The organism is Thermotoga sp. Mc24 (assembly GCF_000784835.1).
Lineage (GTDB): Bacteria > Thermotogota > Thermotogae > Thermotogales > Thermotogaceae > Thermotoga.
In genome coordinates this window covers 93,153-109,658 of record NZ_JSFH01000002.1, presented here as the reverse complement: position 1 = coordinate 109,658, position 16,506 = coordinate 93,153, and the positions used below count along the sequence as shown (strand labels likewise).

Genomic DNA, 16,506 nt, shown 5'->3' with positions numbered 1-16,506 from the left:
GCGATGTGTCCATTCTGTTTTTGGAGCTGGGGCTTCTGGCCCTGGAACTGGGGAGGAGTTATCATGATGATTTTCTGGGCAGTTATTCTGGTGTTTCTTTTTGTCTTTCTCTTCAGGTGGCTTGGAGGAGAAAGACATGAAAGAGTGGAAAGAACTGATAGAGCTCTTGAGATACTGAAGGAAAGGTTTGCCCGTGGCGAAATCACGGAAGAAGAGTATGAGAGAATGAGAAGGAAGATCCAAAATGAATGAATTCGAAAGGTGGAGAAGAGAATTCCCTGAGGTGAGCGGTGCGGTTGTGAGGATGAGAAATAAGGCCTTTTCTGATGGATCGATACCTGCAAAGTACAAGGTGCTGGCAGCCTTAGCCATAGCGGTTGTGGAAAAGTGCAAGCCCTGTGCTCAGGGGTACTATCAAAAAGCAATTGAAATGGGTGCCACAAAGGATGAAATAAAAGAGATCCTCGAAGTTGCTGTCACCATGGGAGCCTGCATCGCAGAAACCTGGGCGAGGGAGGTGTGGCAGTATGAGCGATCAGAAAACGATGGAGGATCGTGCTGCGAAGAATGAGGAGATAAAGAAGACCTTCACTGTGACAGGAATGACGTGCGCCACCTGTGCGAAAACCGTTGAAAAGGCCCTGAAAAAACTCGACGGGGTGAAGTTCGCGGCTGTGAATCTTGCCACTTCAACGGGGTTCATAGTGGCAGAGAAAGAGATATCCTTCGAGGAAATCAAAAAAGCTGTGGAGGAAGTAGGATACGGAGTAACAACAGAATCTCCGGAAGATGTGGAAAGAAAGCGATACGAAGAGTCGAAGAGAAATCTGATTCTTGCCTGGCTTGTCACGGCCCCTCTTGCCCTCCTCATGATCTATCACATGTTTGTTTCTGAGGTGCCTTATTTCACCTGGATAGAGGTTTTCGCGGGTGCGTTCGTTACGTTCTATGTGGGCAGAGGAACGATCAGAGGGGCATGGATAGCCCTCACACACAAACACACAAACATGGACACGCTCATCTTCTTCGGTGCGGTGACTTCTTGGGTGACCGCTGTTCTTGACAGTGTGGGACTTCCTGTAATGTCCTTTGGTGCCATCGGTGCGATGATCGTTGCGTTCCACATCACGGGACGTTTCATAGAATCTTACCTGCGCGACAGGGCCAGCAAAGAAATCAAAGCCCTTCTGAAACTTCAAGCAAAAGAAGCCCGCGTCATCACCGACGAAGGAGAAGTGATGATGCCGATAGAGGCGGTGAAAGAGGGTTTCATCGTGCTGGTAAAACCCGGTGAAAGAATCCCCGTGGATGGGGTGATCGTGGAAGGGCAGTCTTCGATCGACGAATCTGTGGTCACGGGTGAATCCATACCGGTTTTGAAGAAAGAAAACGATGAAGTGATCGGTGGTTCTTTGAACGTATCGAGTCCTATCAAAATAAAAGTCACAAAGGTAGGAGAAGACACCTTTTTGTCCCAAATGGTCAAATTGATTCAGGAAGCGCAAGGTTCGAAGGTACCGATCCAGGCTCTGGCCGACAGGATCACCATGTGGTTTGTTCCCACGATCATCGTCCTCGCTATAACCAGCGCTCTGGTGTGGTACTTCAATTACGAACGGTTCCTTCCCTTTGTAGAAAAGGCAAGAGAAATCTTCCCTTGGATCATACAAACCAGTGACCCGCTGACATTTTCTATCTTCGTCTTTGTTGCAACGATTGTCATAGCGTGTCCGTGTGCTCTCGGTCTTGCAACTCCCATGGCGCTTGTAACTGGAACGGGACTTGCGGCAAAGAAGGGCCTTCTCATAAGAAACGCCGAGGCGATTCAGACATCGAAGGATGTAGGGGTGGTTCTCACGGACAAGACGGGAACGCTCACCGAAGGTAGTCCGAAGGTGGTGAATCACGATCTCTCCGCTGAACTGATCAGAATAGTTGCAAGTATAGAAAGGAACTCGAACCATCCGCTCGCGAAGGCAATTTCTGAGCTATCTCAGGATGTGGTCGAAGTGGAGAGCGTGGAGGAGATTCCGGGAGAAGGGGTAAGGGCACTCTACGGAGGAGAGGAGTATTTCGTCGGGAAACCTCTGGATTACTCAAAGTACGAGTCTCTTTTGGAGGAAGGAAAGACCATTGTCGAGGTGAGAAGAAACGGTGAAGTTGTGGGATTTCTCGCAATAGAAGATCCGATCCGAGAAGACAGTCCCGAGGCCGTGAGAAGACTCAAAGAGATGGGAATAGAACCTGTCATGATAACGGGAGACAATGAAAAGACCGCAAGGGCGGTTGCAAGACGCCTTGGAATAGAGAAGTTCCATGCAGGTGTGAAGCCTTCTGAGAAACTTGATCTTGTAAGATCTTACCAGGCACATGGAAAGAAAGTCGCGATGGTGGGAGACGGCATGAACGATGCCGCTGCTCTGAAAGGAGCCGATGTTGGAATAGCGATAGGTTCAGGAACAGACCTTGCTATCGACAGTGCAGACATCATCATAACAAAGGGTGGCATATCGAAAGTCGTCGATGCGATAGAAATATCGAGAAAGACGTTCAAAATCATAAAACAGAATCTCTTCTGGGCCTTCTTCTACAACGTGATAGCTATTCCCATGGCGATGATGGGACTGCTTCATCCGGTGATTGCGGAACTCGCCATGGCGTTCAGTTCCATCACCGTGACCCTCAATTCTATGAGGGTGAGAGAGTGAGTGTTGAGAGAAAGTACGACAGATTTGCAGCACTGTACGATAAGTTCGAAAGTTTTATCGAGAAAAAATTTTTCTCACGGTTTCGTGAAGAACTCTTCAAAAGAGTAGAAGAGAAGAAAATATTGGAAGTTGGTATCGGCACCGGAAAGAACGTTCCGTACTATTCGGACGATATGAACGTCGTGGGTGTAGATATCAGTGAAGGAATGCTCAGGGTGTGTCAGGAAAGGTTAAAAAAGTTTCCAGAAAAAAGGTGAAGTTGTTGAGAGCGGACGTTCAGAATCTTCCTTTTTCAGACGGAGAGTACGACTGTGCTGTTTCTACGTTCGTTTTCTGCACAGTGCCTGATCCTGTGAAAGGTTTGAAGGAAGTTCACAGAGTTCTCAGACCTTCTGGAAAAGCCGTTTTTCTCGAACACATGAGAAGCAGAAAATGGTACGTTAACGTGATTTTGTTTTTGATGCACATCTTCACGAAACTTCTTTGGGGAACGAGCATGCTCAGAAAAACGGTTGATAACATAAAAAAAGCAGGATTTGTGATCGAAGAAGAAAAACACCTCTTGGGTGATGTGGTACGTTTGATAGTTGCCAGAAAAGGAGGTGAGGAAAGTGGTTGAGAAGATAAAAGAAGATTCCACTCTCAAGGAGATCATGGAAGCCCACGAGAGACTGGAAAGGACACTCAGAAAATACGGCTTTGATACTTGCTGTGCAAAGATGGAAAGTTTGAAAGATGCCTGTGAAAAGAAGGGCCTGGATGTTGAAGAGGTTCTGGAAGATCTCAACAGAGTTGTGGAAGAGATCAACGAGGAAGAGAGGATAATAAAAGAGATAGAATCTCAGTTTCTGTGAGGAGGTGCTGCCATGAGGTACGTTCTCTATGTTCCAGATATTTCCTGCAATCACTGCAAAATGAGAATTTCGAAGGCGCTGGAAGAATTGGGTGTTAAAAACTACGAGGTGAGTGTGGAAGAGAAAAAGGTGGTCGTTGAAACGGAAAATCTGGACAGTGTTCTGAAGAAACTCGAGGAGATCGACTATCCGGTGGAGAGTTACCAGGAAGTCTGATTAACAAAGGTGTTGAGAACTTTTTTCAAAAAATCTCTAAAGACCTGATCCTTCAGGCCCTCGCTGTGAGCAGGTGTGAGGGCCAGTATTTTTCCGTTGTGGTATCTTCTTCTCCAGCCCGCAATGGAAGTTCCATCGTCCGACTCGCTCCAGAGGAATATCTCTACATCGGAATACAGATCCACAAAATAGTGTTCATCCACAAACTCAAATTCGATGTCCTTGCCGTAGTATCTCACTTTTTTCTGAGGTGGATGGTGGATGAACCTTCCTCCAACGAGTCCGTTGTAACTCTCTGGAAAACGTGCAAGGCCGGAGTGCCAGACGAAGAGTTTTCCTCCAGATCTCACATAGTCTTCCAGGATCTTGATGTCTCCCTCTTTGAGCCACGGTGTTTCATCATCGAGAAGGTTCCATCGTCCTATGACAACAAGATCTGGGAGTTTTCTGATCTCCGGGAAATCCTCAGGACGAAGATCATTAATCTCACAGTTTAAGGCATACTTCAAAGTTTCCAGAAAGAGATCGTGATCGTGGTACTTATCTCCAAGAAAAGAAAAAGCTGTCATCTCAACCCCTCCTCATCAGTATCCTATCACCACGTTATGTAACAAAAATATTAACCATTGACTTCCAATTCGATTTAGACATAAAATTTTTTTGCAAAGATATGGTTATATGGTCATAAGAAAAAAATATTTTTAACGAGGAGGTGTGGATTAATGAGTAGAAGGCTTCTTCTGATCCTAGTCTTGGGTGTATTTTTGGTGTCAGCGGTATTTGGCGCGAAGTACACACTGAGATTTGGACACGTTCTTGCTCCAGGTGAACCGTACCATCAGGCGTTTCTGAAATGGGCCAAAGCAGTTGAAGAGAAAACGAACGGCGACGTTAGAATTGAGGTTTTCCCGAGCTCTCAGCTCGGAGTGGAAGAGGACATCATCGAACAGATCAGAATGGGAGCACCTGTGGGATGGAACACGGACTCTGCGAGGCTTGGAATGTACGTTAAAGACATCGGTGTCATGAATCTTGCATACTTCATCGACTTCATGGGTGCAAAAACTCCTGAAGAGGCAATTGAGGTTCTGAAGAAGATCAAACAGTCTCCGACAATGCAGAAGTGGTTGAAGGAACTTGAACAGAGATTCGGCATAAAAGTTCTCTCCTTCTATTGGGTGCAGGGTTACAGACACTTTGTGACAAACAAACCTATCAGGAAACCGGAAGATCTGAATGGCTTGAGAATCAGAACTCCCGGTGCACCAGCATGGCAGGAATCCATAAGATCTCTCGGTGCTATCCCTGTTGCTGTCAACTTCGGAGAGATCTACACAGCGGTTCAGACAAGAGCAGTTGATGGAGCGGAACTCACCTACGCAAATGTTTACAACGGCGGTCTCTACGAAGTTTTGAAGTACATGTCTGAAACAGGTCATTTCCTCCTCATCAACTTCGAAATCGTCAGCGCAGACTGGTTCAACAGCCTGCCTAAGGAATATCAGAAGATTATTGAGGAAGAGATGGACAAAGCGGGAATCGAAGTCTCTCTCAAAATCATGAAAGAACTCGAAGAAGAATACAAACAGAAGTGTATCGAAAAGGGTATGGCAGTGATACCAGCTTCTGAAATCGACAAAGAGGCTTTCATGGAAAAGGCAAAACAGGCTTACAAAAATCTCGGTCTTGAGAATGCCCTCAACCAGCTGATCAAGGAAGTGAAGGGAGAGTAATTATTAACTTACCCGGCCCTTTCTGGGTCGGGCTTTCTTTCACTCTAATTCAGACAGAGGTGAGAGACGTGAAAAAAGTGGACCAAATTCTTTTGAAGTTTGAGAAGCACGCCGCCAAGATTCTCCTTATGGCTATGATTGTTCTTGTCTTTGCTTCAGGGGTTGCCAGATTTCTAAAGCATCCAATAAACTGGGCTGTTGATATGAGTAGTTTTCTCTTTGCCTGGGCTTGTTTCTTTGCAGTCGATGTAGCCTGGCGTGAAAACAAAATGATGTCGGTAGATATACTTGTGAAGAAATTCTCCGAAAGAACTCAGAAAATCATCAGAATAGTGAATTACCTTATCATTCTTGCCTTCATTGTTTATCTCATTGTGTGGGGCTTTTATCTTTCCTATAAAACAAGATACAGAACCTTCGTAGGGATACCGAACTTTAGCTACACGTGGGTTACACTTAGTGTTCCTGTTGGTGCGATTCTGCTCTTCAGAACAACTGTACTGAAGCTGATAGGAGAATTCAGAGGCAACAAGAAGGAGGAAAGATGACATGATCATAGTTCTCATCGCCTTTGCTGTTTTTCTGATGCTTGGAATGCCTGTTGCCTTTGCTATAGGAATATCCGGGTTTCTCTGGTTTCTCCAACATCCTGAACTACCTATCACCATTCCGATACAGAGACTGCTTTCTCAAACGGTGAATTTCACGTTGCTTGCTATTCCCATGTTCATTGTGGCTGGAAATGTGATGAATTCTGCTGGAGTGACGAGAAGACTCCTCGATTTTGCCTCCACCCTCGTTGGTCACATGAGAGGAGGACTCGGTCAGGTTTCAGCTGTTCTTTCCACGTTGATGGGAGGAGTTTCCGGATCCAGTATTGCAGACGCAGCTATGGAAACAAGGATGCTCGGTCCAGAGATGCTCAAACGAGGTTATCCAAGAGGTTTCGCAGTTGCCGTGAATGTCTGGACGTCTCTGATCACCCCGATCATTCCCCCTGGTATCGCTTTCATCATTTACGGTACGATCGGTCAGGTCTCTATAGGAAGGCTCTTCGCGGCAGGAATAGGACCCGGTCTTCTTTTGATGATCGTGTACATGATCACCATATGGTTTGTTGCTAAAAGATTGAACCTTGCACCCGAACGAGAGAGACGAGCACCGGTAAATGAAGTTTTCAGATCTCTGGGAAAGAGCATCTGGGCTCTTATGTTTCCGGTTTTGCTGATTGTGGGTCTGAGAGGCGGTATCTTTACCCCTTCAGAGGTTGGTTCCTTCGCGGTTTTGTACGGAATGCTGGTGGGATTCATAATACACAGAGAGATGTCTCTCAAAACCTTTTACTGGGAAACCCTGGAGAATTCTCTTGGTGATATCGGGAGTGTGATGTTCATACTTTCGATGTCTACAATTTTCGGTTACGGTATGATCTGGGAAAGAATACCGGAAAAGCTCGCGGAATTTCTCCTGGGAATATCTTCCAATCCAAACGTTCTGATGATAATGATCTCTTTATTCTTGGTTTTTGCCGGTCTGTTTGTCGATGCAACGGCTTTGATTCTCATGCTCACGGCAATCTTGCTTCCTGTGGCAGAACAGGTGGGAATAGATCCAGTTCACTTCGGTCTGGTATTCATTTTATCCGCTGCTATGGGTAACCAGACACCTCCTGTAGGTGCTTCTATGTACGCAGGTTGCTCGGTACTCGATGCGACTATGGAAGAGTACATACAGGCATCCTGGCCTTTCTTGTTTGTGACGATACTGGCGATACTTATAGTCATCTTCTTCCCACAGATCGTATTGTTCATTCCGAATCTCATCTTTGGATGAGGAGGGAGCAGAGATATGAATTTCCAGGGAAAAGTGGTTTTAATAACAGGAGCAGGTTCCGGTATTGGAAAGAAAGCAGCCGTTATGTTCGCAGAAAGAGGGGCAAAAGTAGCGATCAACGATATCTCTGAAGAAAAAGGAAAAGAAACTGTGGAGCTGATAAAGAGCATGGGAGGAGAAGCTGCGTTTATCTTCGGAGATGTAGCGAAAGATGCAGAACAGATAGTGAAGAAAACGGTGGAAACGTTCGGAAGGCTCGACATCCTGGTGAACAACGCTGGCATCGTACCTTATGGAAACATAGAAGAGACTTCGGAGGAAGATTTTGATAAAACAATGGCTGTGAATGTCAAAGGGCCTTTTCTTCTCTCAAAATATGCCGTTGAGCAGATGAAAAAGCAAGGCGGAGGAGTCATTGTAAACGTTTCCTCCGAAGCAGGACTCATAGGAATTCCAAGAAGGTGTGTCTACAGTGTTTCAAAAGCTGCACTCCTGGGACTTACAAGATCTCTTGCCGTCGATTACGTCGATTATGGAATCAGGGTCAACGCGGTGTGCCCGGGTACCACTCAGTCTGAGGGACTCATGGCGAGGGTGAAGGCTTCTCCAAATCCAGAAGAACTCCTGAAAAAAATGACCTCCAGGATCCCTATGAAGAGACTGGGAAAAGAGGAGGAAATCGCCTTCGCGATCCTCTTTGCAGCGTGTGACGAAGCCGGATTTATGACGGGCAGTATCATAAACATAGATGGAGGTTCTACCGCTGTGTGAGGAGGTCTTAGTGTGGATGTTATTCAGAGGATAAAGGAAAAATACGATGAGTTCACGAATGCGGAAAAACAAATCGCAGATGTCGTTCTGGCAGATCCGAGGAGTATCATAGAAAGCTCCATCAGTGATCTCAGCATGAAAGCCGGTGTAAAAAGTGAAGCTTCCGTCGTGAAGTTTTACAAAAAACTGGGGTTAAACAGCTTTCAGCAGTTCAAGGTGCTTTTAGCCCAGAGTATCTCCAGGGCACCGCTCGAGATCGTCTACGAAGATGTCTCAAGTGAGGACGATACGAAAACCATCACGGAAAAGATATTCAAAGCAACGGTGAGAGCCATTCTAGACACACTGAACTGGCTGGATATCGATTCCATTGAAAGAACCGTCGATCTGTTCAAAAACGCTCAGAGGATCATATTCATTGGTTTTGCAGCTTCGGCCGCCGTTGCCTTCGATGCGTTTCATAAATTCACAAGAATTGGAAAAAACTGTCTGTTTTCCAACGATGAACACATCATAGCAGCCATTCTTGCCACAGCCTCACCAAGCGATCTGCTGGTTGCCATATCGCACACTGGAGAAACGATCTCCGTGGTGAACTTCGCTAAGAAAGCGAAAGAAATGAAAATGCCAGTTGTTACAATCACAGGAAACAGAAAATCCACGCTCGCGAAGTACTCAGATGTTGTTCTTGCCACCAATACGAAAGAAACGAAAATAAGAACCGATGCAATGACTTCGAGGATAGTCCAGCTTGTGATTCTTGACACGATATACACACTCTTAGCAGCAAGAGATCCAAGGGCAATAGAAAATCTCAACAAGAGTAGACTCGCAGTCTCAGAATTGAAGTACTGAACCTGGAGGGGGAAGATATGAAAAAAATATTGATCGTGACACGAACCTTCGGAAAGTACTCTCAGGAACCTGTCGAATTCCTCAGAAAGGAAGGTTTCGAAATAATAAGGTCTGATACTATAGACCCCGATGTCTTGAGAGAAGCAGATGCTTTGATCGTGGGGACAAACCCTCTAACAGCGGAAATGGTAGAAAACTCCAGTCTCAAGATCATAGCAAAGCACGGTGTGGGAGTGGACAACATAGATTTGGAAGCTGCCACGAAGAAAGGTATTCCCGTTACCATCACAGCCGGTGCGAATTCCCTTTCTGTTGCGGAACTTACAATCGCTTTCATCTTCGCACTGAGTAGGGGACTTGTATGGGCTCATAACAAACTGTTTCTCGAAAGAAGATGGGAAGGAACGGTGGGACAGGAAGTTTCTGGAAAAATACTGGGTATGGTGGGGTTTGGCTCGATAGGAAGAGAAGTGGTTAAAAAGGCTGTCTGCCTTGGAATGAACGTACTGGTCTACGATCCTTACGTGAGCAAAGATAGTGTTAGATTACTGGAAGCCACCCCTGTTGATGATCTGGAACAGCTTTTGAAGGAAAGCGATTTCGTCTCACTCCATGTTCCGCTGAACGAAAGCACAAAGAACATGATAGGAGAAAGAGAACTTTCACTCATGAAGAAATCTGCTTTTTTGATCAACACCTCCCGCGGAGAGCTGGTGGATGAAGAAGCGCTTGTGAAAGCTTTGAAAGAAGGAAGAATAGCGGGTGCAGCCTTGGACGTCTTTTCTGAAGAACCTCCAGATACCAATTCACCTCTTTTCGAATGTCCCAATCTCATCACCACGGCGCATATAGGTGCACACACAAAGGAAGCCATCTTCAGAATGAACATGATGGCCGCCCAATCTATTGTGGATTTCTTCAAAGGTAGAATACCAAGGTACGTGGTGAATAAAGAAGTGATCCGAATTTTGAAAGAAAAGGGTTATCAGGAAATATCTTGAATAGAAAAGGTTCGTGTGTTAAAATAACCACAGAGGCGAGCAGGCGTAGCTTCAAGCGGTGGAGCGCCGCCTTGGTAAGGCGGAGGGTGTGGGTTCGAGTCCCACCGCCTGCTCCATTTTCTATTTTCCTATCCCCAGGGGATGACATTGTGAAGAGAAGAAGATCAACAAGAACCAGTTCGTTTGGAGTAAAAGGCAGGGAAAGCCACGATTCGTCTCCATTTTATAGTAGAGCGATCTATTCCAACTTTTCCCTTCCAAAACCTTCAGAGGAAGATTTCATCGAGAACCCACTTCCTGAAAATCTCTTAGACAAAGTCATTGAGGGAGATGCCAGAGAAGTTCTGAAAAAAATACCTGATCGTTCGATACATCTCATGGTAACTTCACCTCCGTACAATGTAGGGAAAGAATACGATGAAGACATGACTCTTGATGAATACCTTGAATTCATAGAAGAGGTCATGAAGGAAGTGTACAGGATTCTCGTCTGGGGTGGAAGAGTCTGTTTCAATGTAGCAAATCTTGGAAGAAAACCTTACATTCCGCTCCATGCGTATCTCATCCATTTGTTTGAAAAGATAGGCTTTTTGATACGTGGAGAGATCATTTGGGACAAAGGAGAAGCGGTGAGCGGTTCTTCGACTGCATGGGGTTCGTGGATGTCGCCTGTGAATCCTGTGCTAAGGGATCAACACGAGTATATCATTGTAATGAGTAAAGGAGATCTAAAGCGAAGAAAACCCAGTGATAGAGAAGTAGAATCAACAATAACAAGAGAAGAATTTTTAGAATTCACAAGGAGTGTTTGGAAGTTTCCCCCAGAGTCAGCTAAGAGAGTAGGACATCCTGCTCCCTTCCCTGAAGAACTTCCCTACCGTTGTATACAGCTCTACACCTTTAAAGGAGATGTTGTTCTCGATCCTTTTGCCGGTGTAGGGACAACATGTGTAGCTGCCGTTAAAACAGGGCGGCATTTTGTTGGAATAGAGATAAATCCCGAATACGTAAAAAAGGCCGAAGAGAGAGTAAAGGATATTCTCAGCAAACCTACTCTTTTTGAAGATCACTGGTGATATTTTATTCTTCTTTCGCTTTGGGCATCAATTCAGCGGGAAAAGGTTTGTAATCGATTTCGAGATAATTTCCCTCTTCTTTTGAAAGCTCGATCAGTCTTCTTACAGTGGAACTCTTCAATCCGAAACCACGTGGGTTTGTGTTGCTGTTCGGGAGTGAATAGTACTCCCCCAACTTGGAAAATCCTTCAGTTGTTTTTATACTGTACCTCTTTGTTGAGCCGTCTTGAAAAGTTATTTCAATATCCCAGTTTCTTTCTGTGTCCAGGGCTTGATTAACGGATTTTATGAGGTGTGGAAGTTCTTTTCTTAGCATCTCAACTATGAAATTCTCGCGCCTTTTACCTACATCGGGAGCTCTTCCTTCAAAATAAAAGATATCCCATGCTTTTCCAAGGATATCGATTCTCTCTTTGTTCTTCTTGAAAATGTCAATGAGAGGATCCGTTTTTCTCATAAATCTTCACCCCCTCCACGAACACCGCAACGGGATCGTCCTCGAAAAGAAGTGGATCTCTTTCGTAGAGGCAGAAATCTGCTCTGTACCCTGCTTCTATCCTTCCTGTTTTTATTCCTACCTGGCTTGCCCCCGCTTCCGTCATCAGATAGAACGTTTCTCCTCTGGAAAAACCCATTTTGAGCGCGTGTTCTGCGATATATTTTGGATCACACGGTGAAACGGGGGAATCCGAAGAGAAGGAGATGGAAACACCCGCTTTGAACATTCTATAGAACGGGTAGTGAAGCGCGTTCACCTTCACCTTCTCCAAAAGGGGCTGGTCTTCGAAGAAGAAATGAGGCTGAACGGAAAAAGTGGTGTTTTTTGCTCGCTGTAGATCTTTTTCTTGAACGAACTGAGCGTGGATGATTCTGTGACCGCGGTGTCTTTCGAGAACATCGAGAACAAGACTCACCGCCCTGTCCCCTATGGCATGAACGTTCAGAATTAGATCGTGTTCGTCGCAGAAGCGAGACAGTTCTTCGAGTCTTTCTTCTGTGAGAAGTTGCACACCCTGTGTTCCGTCGTCGTATTCACCGGAGATGAGAGCCGTTTTTGCTCCAAGGGAGCCGTCCATGAAGACTTTGACACCTTTAACGTGTACTCTCTCGTTGAGATCTCCGAAGTGTTCGGGTTTTAGATCCTTTGGTTTCAGCTTCTCGAAGAGTCTGATTCTGGAGTGTTTTATAATGGAAAGAAGCCTTTCCACGCTCACACCGTAAAGATCGTCGCTCTGAACAAAAGTCACACCGTGTTTGAGAAATTCCTCTTCTCCAACCCTGTAGAATTCGGCCATTTTCTCTTTGAAGACGTACTCGTAGATCTTTTCCAAGTTCTCTACGAGATACCTTTCTTCGACTCCCAGAACCTCCATCGCTTTTTTGTTGAGAAACGCTTTGTGACCGCACCGTCTTATGAGAAAGACAGGCACTTCGATTCTGTCCAGTCTCTCAACAACCGATCCGTCTGGTTCTTCAAACCAGCCTCTTCCCACCACGACTTCACCGGTGAGGTCTCTTTCGAAGAGCTCGTCCCAATCGTTGAACTGGACACTGAGTTTCGAAAAGCCCGTTCCCACAACGTGTGCGTGTGAATCGACAAAGCCAGGAACGAGGAAGTATCCTTTCGCATCGATGACAGGTTCACTCGATTTTTCGACGAATTCTCCGTTTTCCACGAACAGATCTTTTTGAACGAACTCCTTTCCGCTCCACACCAGGGCACCTTTTATTATCATTTCAATCCCCTGCTTCCCGGTTTTTCTGCCGGGATTCCCTGTTTGCAGAGTGGACAGTCTTCAGGATCGTAAACCGGAAGGTCGAGCTTCAGAAGACTTTCGAACGGAACTCCAAAGTCCACTTTTCCGCCGGAGCGATCGATGATGGAACCCACACACACCACGTTTGCTCCATACTCTTTCAAGAGCTCTATCACTTCCTTCACAGAACCACCCGTGGTCACCACGTCTTCAACTACCGCTACTTTTTCTCCAGGTTTCACGAAAAAACCCCTTCTTAGTTTCATCACTCCGTTTTCTCTTTCCGCGAACAACGACCTCGCTTTCAGGTACCTTGCAACGACGTACGAGAGTATTACTCCCCCCATTGCGGGACCCACTACTGTTTCAACATCGTACTTCCTCAGAAGCTTTGCTAATTCTTCTCCCACGACGTCGCCGTACTCTGGAAACTCGAAAAGACGTGCGCACTGCACGTATCTTGAGGAGTGTTTCCCGGAAGAGAGAATGAAGTGCCCTTCCATCAAAGCACCGGTTTTCTCGAGGATTTCCTTTATCACAGTCTCATCTCCTTTATCCTTTTGATCTTTTCTCTGGGATTTTCGCTCAGGTAGATCTCTCTTCCGAGCACAGCAAAATTCGCTATTCCCTTCATCTCTTCGAGCGTTACGACGTCCTTTTGATCGTCTGCTTTCACTTCCATTCTGATGCCGGGAACGAGAATTTTGCCTTTTATCTTCTCTCTCAGAGCCTTTGCCCATGGACCGGGAAGCACGAAATCACACCCAAGCTTGTTCAGTTTTTCTATCCTGTCCATGTAATCCTCGAGGGATCCTTCCATGGAAGTGAGTTTCACCACAACGAACACGTGTTTGTCTGTTGCACTGAGAGCCCTCTCCACGCTTTCGTATCCAGCGCAGGAGTGAACTGTGAAACCTATGATCGCCGGGTGATCCCAGCTCTTTATGGAACGTTCCACCGTTGAAGGGATATCGCAGAACTTCAGGTCGAGGATTATCTTCAAATTTCTCTTTGCGAGCTCGTCGAAGATCTTTTTCCCGTGTATGGCGAGGTTGTGACCCACCTTCACCACTTCGAAACTGCCGTTTTCGTCGATGAATCTGATAGGATCTTCCATGTCCAGACTGAGAACAGGTATCATCTTTTCACCTCCAGCAGATATTTTCCAATTTCTTCCACAACACCAGGATCTTTGAAGAGAGCGCTTCCGACCCCTATCACGTCCGCTCCCACTTTTAAGAATTCTTCTGCGTCTTTCACGGAGTACACGCCACCACTTGCTATCACAAAGAGTTCTGGGAATCTTTTCTTCACTTCGTACACTGCCCTGAGGGCGATCGGTTTCAGCACGGGACCAGAAAGTCCTCCTAAGATCATCGTGTCTTTTTCAAAATGCAACCCCCTCACCGTGTTCACGAGCGTGATTCCGTCCCACCCTGTTTTCATCACAAACTCCGCGGCGTCTTCCACAAAGATACCCTCTACTCCCACTTTCGCTATCAGGAAGGAGTCGGGAAGTTCCTTTCTGAGTGTGTTCAGGAGTTTCTTCCACTCTTCCGCGTTTTTGACTATGGAGAGTCCTCCTTCTTTCACGTTCGGACAGGAGAAATTGAACTCCACCGCATGGAATCTGTCTGCTACTTTCTTGAACACACGGGCCACTTCCAGATACTCCTCGAAAGAATCACCGCCGAGACTTGCGATCATGGGAACAGGAAGTTCTGGAACGTTTTCAACGAACGCGTGTATTCCGGGATTTTCCAGTCCGATCCTGTTTATCACGTAGAAATCGCTGTCTGCCATTCTAGGAGTGGGGTTTCCTTCTTTCGGATGGAGCGTGACGGTTTTCAGCAAAACACCGCCCACGTATCTGTGATCCATGAGCTTCAGATACTCTCCAAAGCCGGCAGGACCGGAGAGAAGAACAAGGGGAGGTTTCAGCTCCAGCACAGTTCATCACCTCTGAATATGGGGCCATCGGTGCAGACGTGTTTCACACCCTCTTTTGTGAAGACGGCACAGGACTTACACGCTCCTATTCCGCATCCCATGTATTCTTCGAGCGAGAAGTAAACTTCTTTTCCTCTCAGGTGTTCCCAGCAGACTTTTTCCATTCCCCGAGAACCGGAGACGAGGTACCAGTCGTACTCTCCCGTGGAGGAGAGTTTTCTCAAAAACTCCTCATCACCAACGGCCGTTTCGTGTTCGAGCGGTATCTGGAAGGGAGTTCTGCTTCCCACGAGTACATCTACGTTCATCTTCTTTCGAAGCGCTTCGGCCATTGTGAGGCATGTGGGAGAGATGATGAGAAGGCCTTTTCCAGGCTTTTCGAAGCCGTTTCCAAGAGGACCGTGACCTTTTATCTTCTCTGCTTCTTCGACGATCCACTTCGTTCCCTTTCCCTTCACCTGAACGGAGATCGCCGTGTGATCTTCCCAGTATCCGAGAACGAAAGGCTTTCTGACGAGTTTCGGTGTCTCCAGCATGACGAACTGTCCTGGAGAGAAATCAATCCGTTCCTCGAAGAGAACGATCCAGGTATCCTCGTTCACTCTAATCGTTTTCTTTTTGGTCAGCAATAACCTCTCCATCTATCATCACCCATCTTCCTTTGAGTTTAAGAGCGACCACTTTTCCCTTCAGTCTGACACCGTCGAACATGGAATTCTTCCCTTTGCTTTTGAATTTTTTTGCATCCACGATGAACTCCGCCTTCGGATCGATGAACACAAGAGTATCTTCTGTGAGACGAGCTTCAACACCAAGCACTTCGAGGGGCTTTTTCGTGAGTTTTTCTACGACGAGTTCGAGATCACCTAGGGCTGTGTAATAGGCAGGAAAGGCGATTTCTATGGATGTTGAGCCGTAAGGAGCGGTGAGAAAATCGTCTGGTTTTTCGTGGTGTGGCGCGTGATCTGTCGCTAAAACATCGATCACATCTTTCTTCACGGCTTCGATGAGAGCTTTTCTGTCTTCTGGAGATCCGAGAGGAGGGTTGATCTTGAAGTTCGTGTTTTTGATGTCTTCGTAGCAGAAAAACAGATGGTGTGGTGTTACTTCACAGCTGACCTTTGCTAGATTCTTCAAAAACGATATCACTTCTACGGAGTACTTCGTTGTTACGTGCTGGATGTGGAATCTTTCGAATCCGTACTCAAGGCCCGTCAAAACGGTTCGTGTTATGGCTATCGCTTCGTTCGATCTCGGTCTTTTCTGAAACGGCAAAGGAGCCCCCTCGTAGAAGATTCCATCCACCTCGTACATCTGGCTGTGGTCGAACCAGAGGGCTTTCTTTTTCTTTTTCATTGTTTCAATGAGTGTAGGGTAGTCGCACTCTATGCCGTCCGTTGAAAAGCCCACCACTCTTTCTCCTTCAGCTTCGATCGATCCGAAGGGAGAAACGGCAAAGAGAAACTCGACCGCTCTGTTTCTGGAGAGATCCAGATGTCTTTCCAGAACTTCTTTGCTTTCTATGGGCGGCTTTGTGTTGGGCTGTACCACCACTTTAAAAAAGCCTCCCACAAGGGAGGCTTCTTCTAAGGAGCTGTAATCTTCTCCACCGTTGAGACGAACATGAACGTGAAGATCGACAAAGGGAAACGTGGCAACCAATCCTTTCGAGGGAAAGGGTGTTTCTATTTCTTCTTCTATCCATTTCTTTCTAAACGGATCGTAGATCCTCACGCTTTTCCCTCCGAATTC

The 16,506-nt window shown here is 46.2% G+C and carries 22 protein-coding genes and 1 tRNA gene; 15 read left to right on the top strand and 8 right to left on the bottom strand.

Features of this window, described 5'->3' with window-relative positions; genetic code table 11:
* Positions 1–3: 3 nt before the first annotated feature.
* Genes MC24_RS00545 through MC24_RS00520 form a run of 7 tightly spaced genes read left to right on the top strand, consistent with a single transcriptional unit; the run spans position 4 to position 3,778 of the window.
* Entirely contained in the window at positions 4–252 is a 249-nt protein-coding gene (locus MC24_RS00545) for an SHOCT domain-containing protein (protein ID WP_038051518.1), read from the top strand.
* On the top strand, positions 245–571 hold the full coding sequence (locus MC24_RS00540; protein WP_004083056.1) for a carboxymuconolactone decarboxylase family protein: 327 nt from the start codon (positions 245–247) through the stop codon (positions 569–571). The genes MC24_RS00545 and MC24_RS00540 overlap by 8 nt, the downstream gene beginning before the upstream one ends.
* Positions 528–2,708, top strand: a complete 2,181-nt coding sequence (locus MC24_RS00535; protein ID WP_038051516.1) for a heavy metal translocating P-type ATPase — start codon at positions 528–530, stop codon at positions 2,706–2,708. Before MC24_RS00540 ends, MC24_RS00535 begins: the two co-directional genes overlap by 44 nt.
* Positions 2,705–2,965, top strand: coding sequence for a class I SAM-dependent methyltransferase (locus tag MC24_RS09760; protein WP_235280266.1), 261 nt, complete (start codon positions 2,705–2,707; stop codon positions 2,963–2,965). Before MC24_RS00535 ends, MC24_RS09760 begins: the two co-directional genes overlap by 4 nt.
* Entirely contained in the window at positions 2,962–3,327 is a 366-nt protein-coding gene (locus tag MC24_RS09755; protein ID WP_235280265.1) for a class I SAM-dependent methyltransferase, read from the top strand. Before MC24_RS09760 ends, MC24_RS09755 begins: the two co-directional genes overlap by 4 nt.
* On the top strand, positions 3,320–3,562 hold the full coding sequence (locus tag MC24_RS00525; RefSeq protein WP_235280264.1) for a DUF542 domain-containing protein: 243 nt from the start codon (positions 3,320–3,322) through the stop codon (positions 3,560–3,562). The genes MC24_RS09755 and MC24_RS00525 overlap by 8 nt, the downstream gene beginning before the upstream one ends.
* Positions 3,563–3,574: 12 nt before the next feature.
* Positions 3,575–3,778: a heavy-metal-associated domain-containing protein gene (locus MC24_RS00520; RefSeq protein ID WP_004083068.1), complete on the top strand. Its 204-nt coding sequence runs from the start codon at positions 3,575–3,577 to the stop codon at positions 3,776–3,778.
* Here the strand turns inward: MC24_RS00520 and MC24_RS00515 are convergent.
* Entirely contained in the window at positions 3,763–4,347 is a 585-nt protein-coding gene (locus MC24_RS00515; RefSeq protein ID WP_038051514.1) for a ThuA domain-containing protein, read from the bottom strand. The two genes, MC24_RS00520 and MC24_RS00515, sit on opposite strands and share 16 nt — an antisense overlap.
* Positions 4,348–4,500: 153 nt before the next feature.
* Here MC24_RS00515 and MC24_RS00510 point away from each other — a divergent pair, with 153 nt between their 5' ends.
* The 8 genes from MC24_RS00510 (at position 4,501) to MC24_RS00475 (ending at position 11,047) form a co-directional block, all read left to right on the top strand.
* A complete protein-coding gene (locus MC24_RS00510) occupies positions 4,501–5,511 on the top strand; it encodes a C4-dicarboxylate TRAP transporter substrate-binding protein (protein WP_004083072.1) in 1,011 nt (336 codons plus the stop codon).
* A 68-nt stretch (positions 5,512–5,579) separates the two neighbouring features.
* Positions 5,580–6,059: a TRAP transporter small permease gene (locus MC24_RS00505; protein WP_038051511.1), complete on the top strand. Its 480-nt coding sequence runs from the start codon at positions 5,580–5,582 to the stop codon at positions 6,057–6,059.
* A 1-nt stretch (position 6,060) separates the two neighbouring features.
* A complete protein-coding gene (locus tag MC24_RS00500) occupies positions 6,061–7,344 on the top strand; it encodes a TRAP transporter large permease subunit (protein ID WP_004083077.1) in 1,284 nt (427 codons plus the stop codon).
* Positions 7,345–7,359: 15 nt separating this feature from the next.
* The gene (locus MC24_RS00495; protein WP_004083078.1) at positions 7,360–8,115 is read left to right on the top strand and encodes an SDR family NAD(P)-dependent oxidoreductase; all 756 of its coding nucleotides are present in this window, start codon (positions 7,360–7,362) and stop codon (positions 8,113–8,115) included.
* 12 nt (positions 8,116–8,127) lie between these two features.
* Positions 8,128–8,970 carry a MurR/RpiR family transcriptional regulator gene (locus MC24_RS00490; RefSeq protein WP_038051508.1) on the top strand — a complete coding sequence of 281 codons (843 nt, stop codon included), beginning with the start codon at positions 8,128–8,130 and terminating at the stop codon, positions 8,968–8,970.
* Between the two features lie 17 nt (positions 8,971–8,987).
* Entirely contained in the window at positions 8,988–9,971 is a 984-nt protein-coding gene (locus MC24_RS00485) for a phosphoglycerate dehydrogenase (protein ID WP_038051497.1), read from the top strand.
* Between the two features lie 39 nt (positions 9,972–10,010).
* Positions 10,011–10,087 (top strand) — tRNA-Thr (locus MC24_RS00480).
* A 33-nt stretch (positions 10,088–10,120) separates the two neighbouring features.
* On the top strand, positions 10,121–11,047 hold the full coding sequence (locus MC24_RS00475; protein ID WP_038051494.1) for a type II restriction-modification system DNA methyltransferase: 927 nt from the start codon (positions 10,121–10,123) through the stop codon (positions 11,045–11,047).
* 4 nt (positions 11,048–11,051) lie between these two features.
* Here MC24_RS00475 and MC24_RS00470 read toward each other — a convergent pair whose 3' ends face one another.
* From MC24_RS00470 to MC24_RS00440, 7 genes are read right to left on the bottom strand one after another with little or no spacing between them, the layout of a single operon-like run.
* On the bottom strand, positions 11,052–11,504 hold the full coding sequence (locus MC24_RS00470) for a hypothetical protein (RefSeq protein WP_052125259.1): 453 nt from the start codon (positions 11,502–11,504) through the stop codon (positions 11,052–11,054).
* Entirely contained in the window at positions 11,479–12,783 is a 1,305-nt protein-coding gene (locus MC24_RS00465) for an amidohydrolase (RefSeq protein WP_038051492.1), read from the bottom strand. Before MC24_RS00465 ends, MC24_RS00470 begins: the two co-directional genes overlap by 26 nt.
* Positions 12,780–13,343 carry an orotate phosphoribosyltransferase gene (gene pyrE / locus MC24_RS00460; RefSeq protein ID WP_038051489.1) on the bottom strand — a complete coding sequence of 188 codons (564 nt, stop codon included), beginning with the start codon at positions 13,341–13,343 and terminating at the stop codon, positions 12,780–12,782. The genes MC24_RS00465 and pyrE overlap by 4 nt, the downstream gene beginning before the upstream one ends.
* Positions 13,340–13,945, bottom strand: coding sequence for an orotidine-5'-phosphate decarboxylase (pyrF, locus tag MC24_RS00455; RefSeq protein ID WP_038051487.1), 606 nt, complete (start codon positions 13,943–13,945; stop codon positions 13,340–13,342). Before pyrF ends, pyrE begins: the two co-directional genes overlap by 4 nt.
* Entirely contained in the window at positions 13,942–14,754 is an 813-nt protein-coding gene (locus tag MC24_RS00450; protein ID WP_038051485.1) for a tRNA-dihydrouridine synthase, read from the bottom strand. Before MC24_RS00450 ends, pyrF begins: the two co-directional genes overlap by 4 nt.
* Positions 14,742–15,395: an iron-sulfur cluster-binding protein gene (locus tag MC24_RS00445; RefSeq protein ID WP_038050869.1), complete on the bottom strand. Its 654-nt coding sequence runs from the start codon at positions 15,393–15,395 to the stop codon at positions 14,742–14,744. The genes MC24_RS00450 and MC24_RS00445 overlap by 13 nt, the downstream gene beginning before the upstream one ends.
* Positions 15,358–16,488, bottom strand: a complete 1,131-nt coding sequence (locus MC24_RS00440) for a dihydroorotase (protein ID WP_038051557.1) — start codon at positions 16,486–16,488, stop codon at positions 15,358–15,360. The genes MC24_RS00445 and MC24_RS00440 overlap by 38 nt, the downstream gene beginning before the upstream one ends.
* Positions 16,489–16,506: the final 18 nt, after the last annotated feature.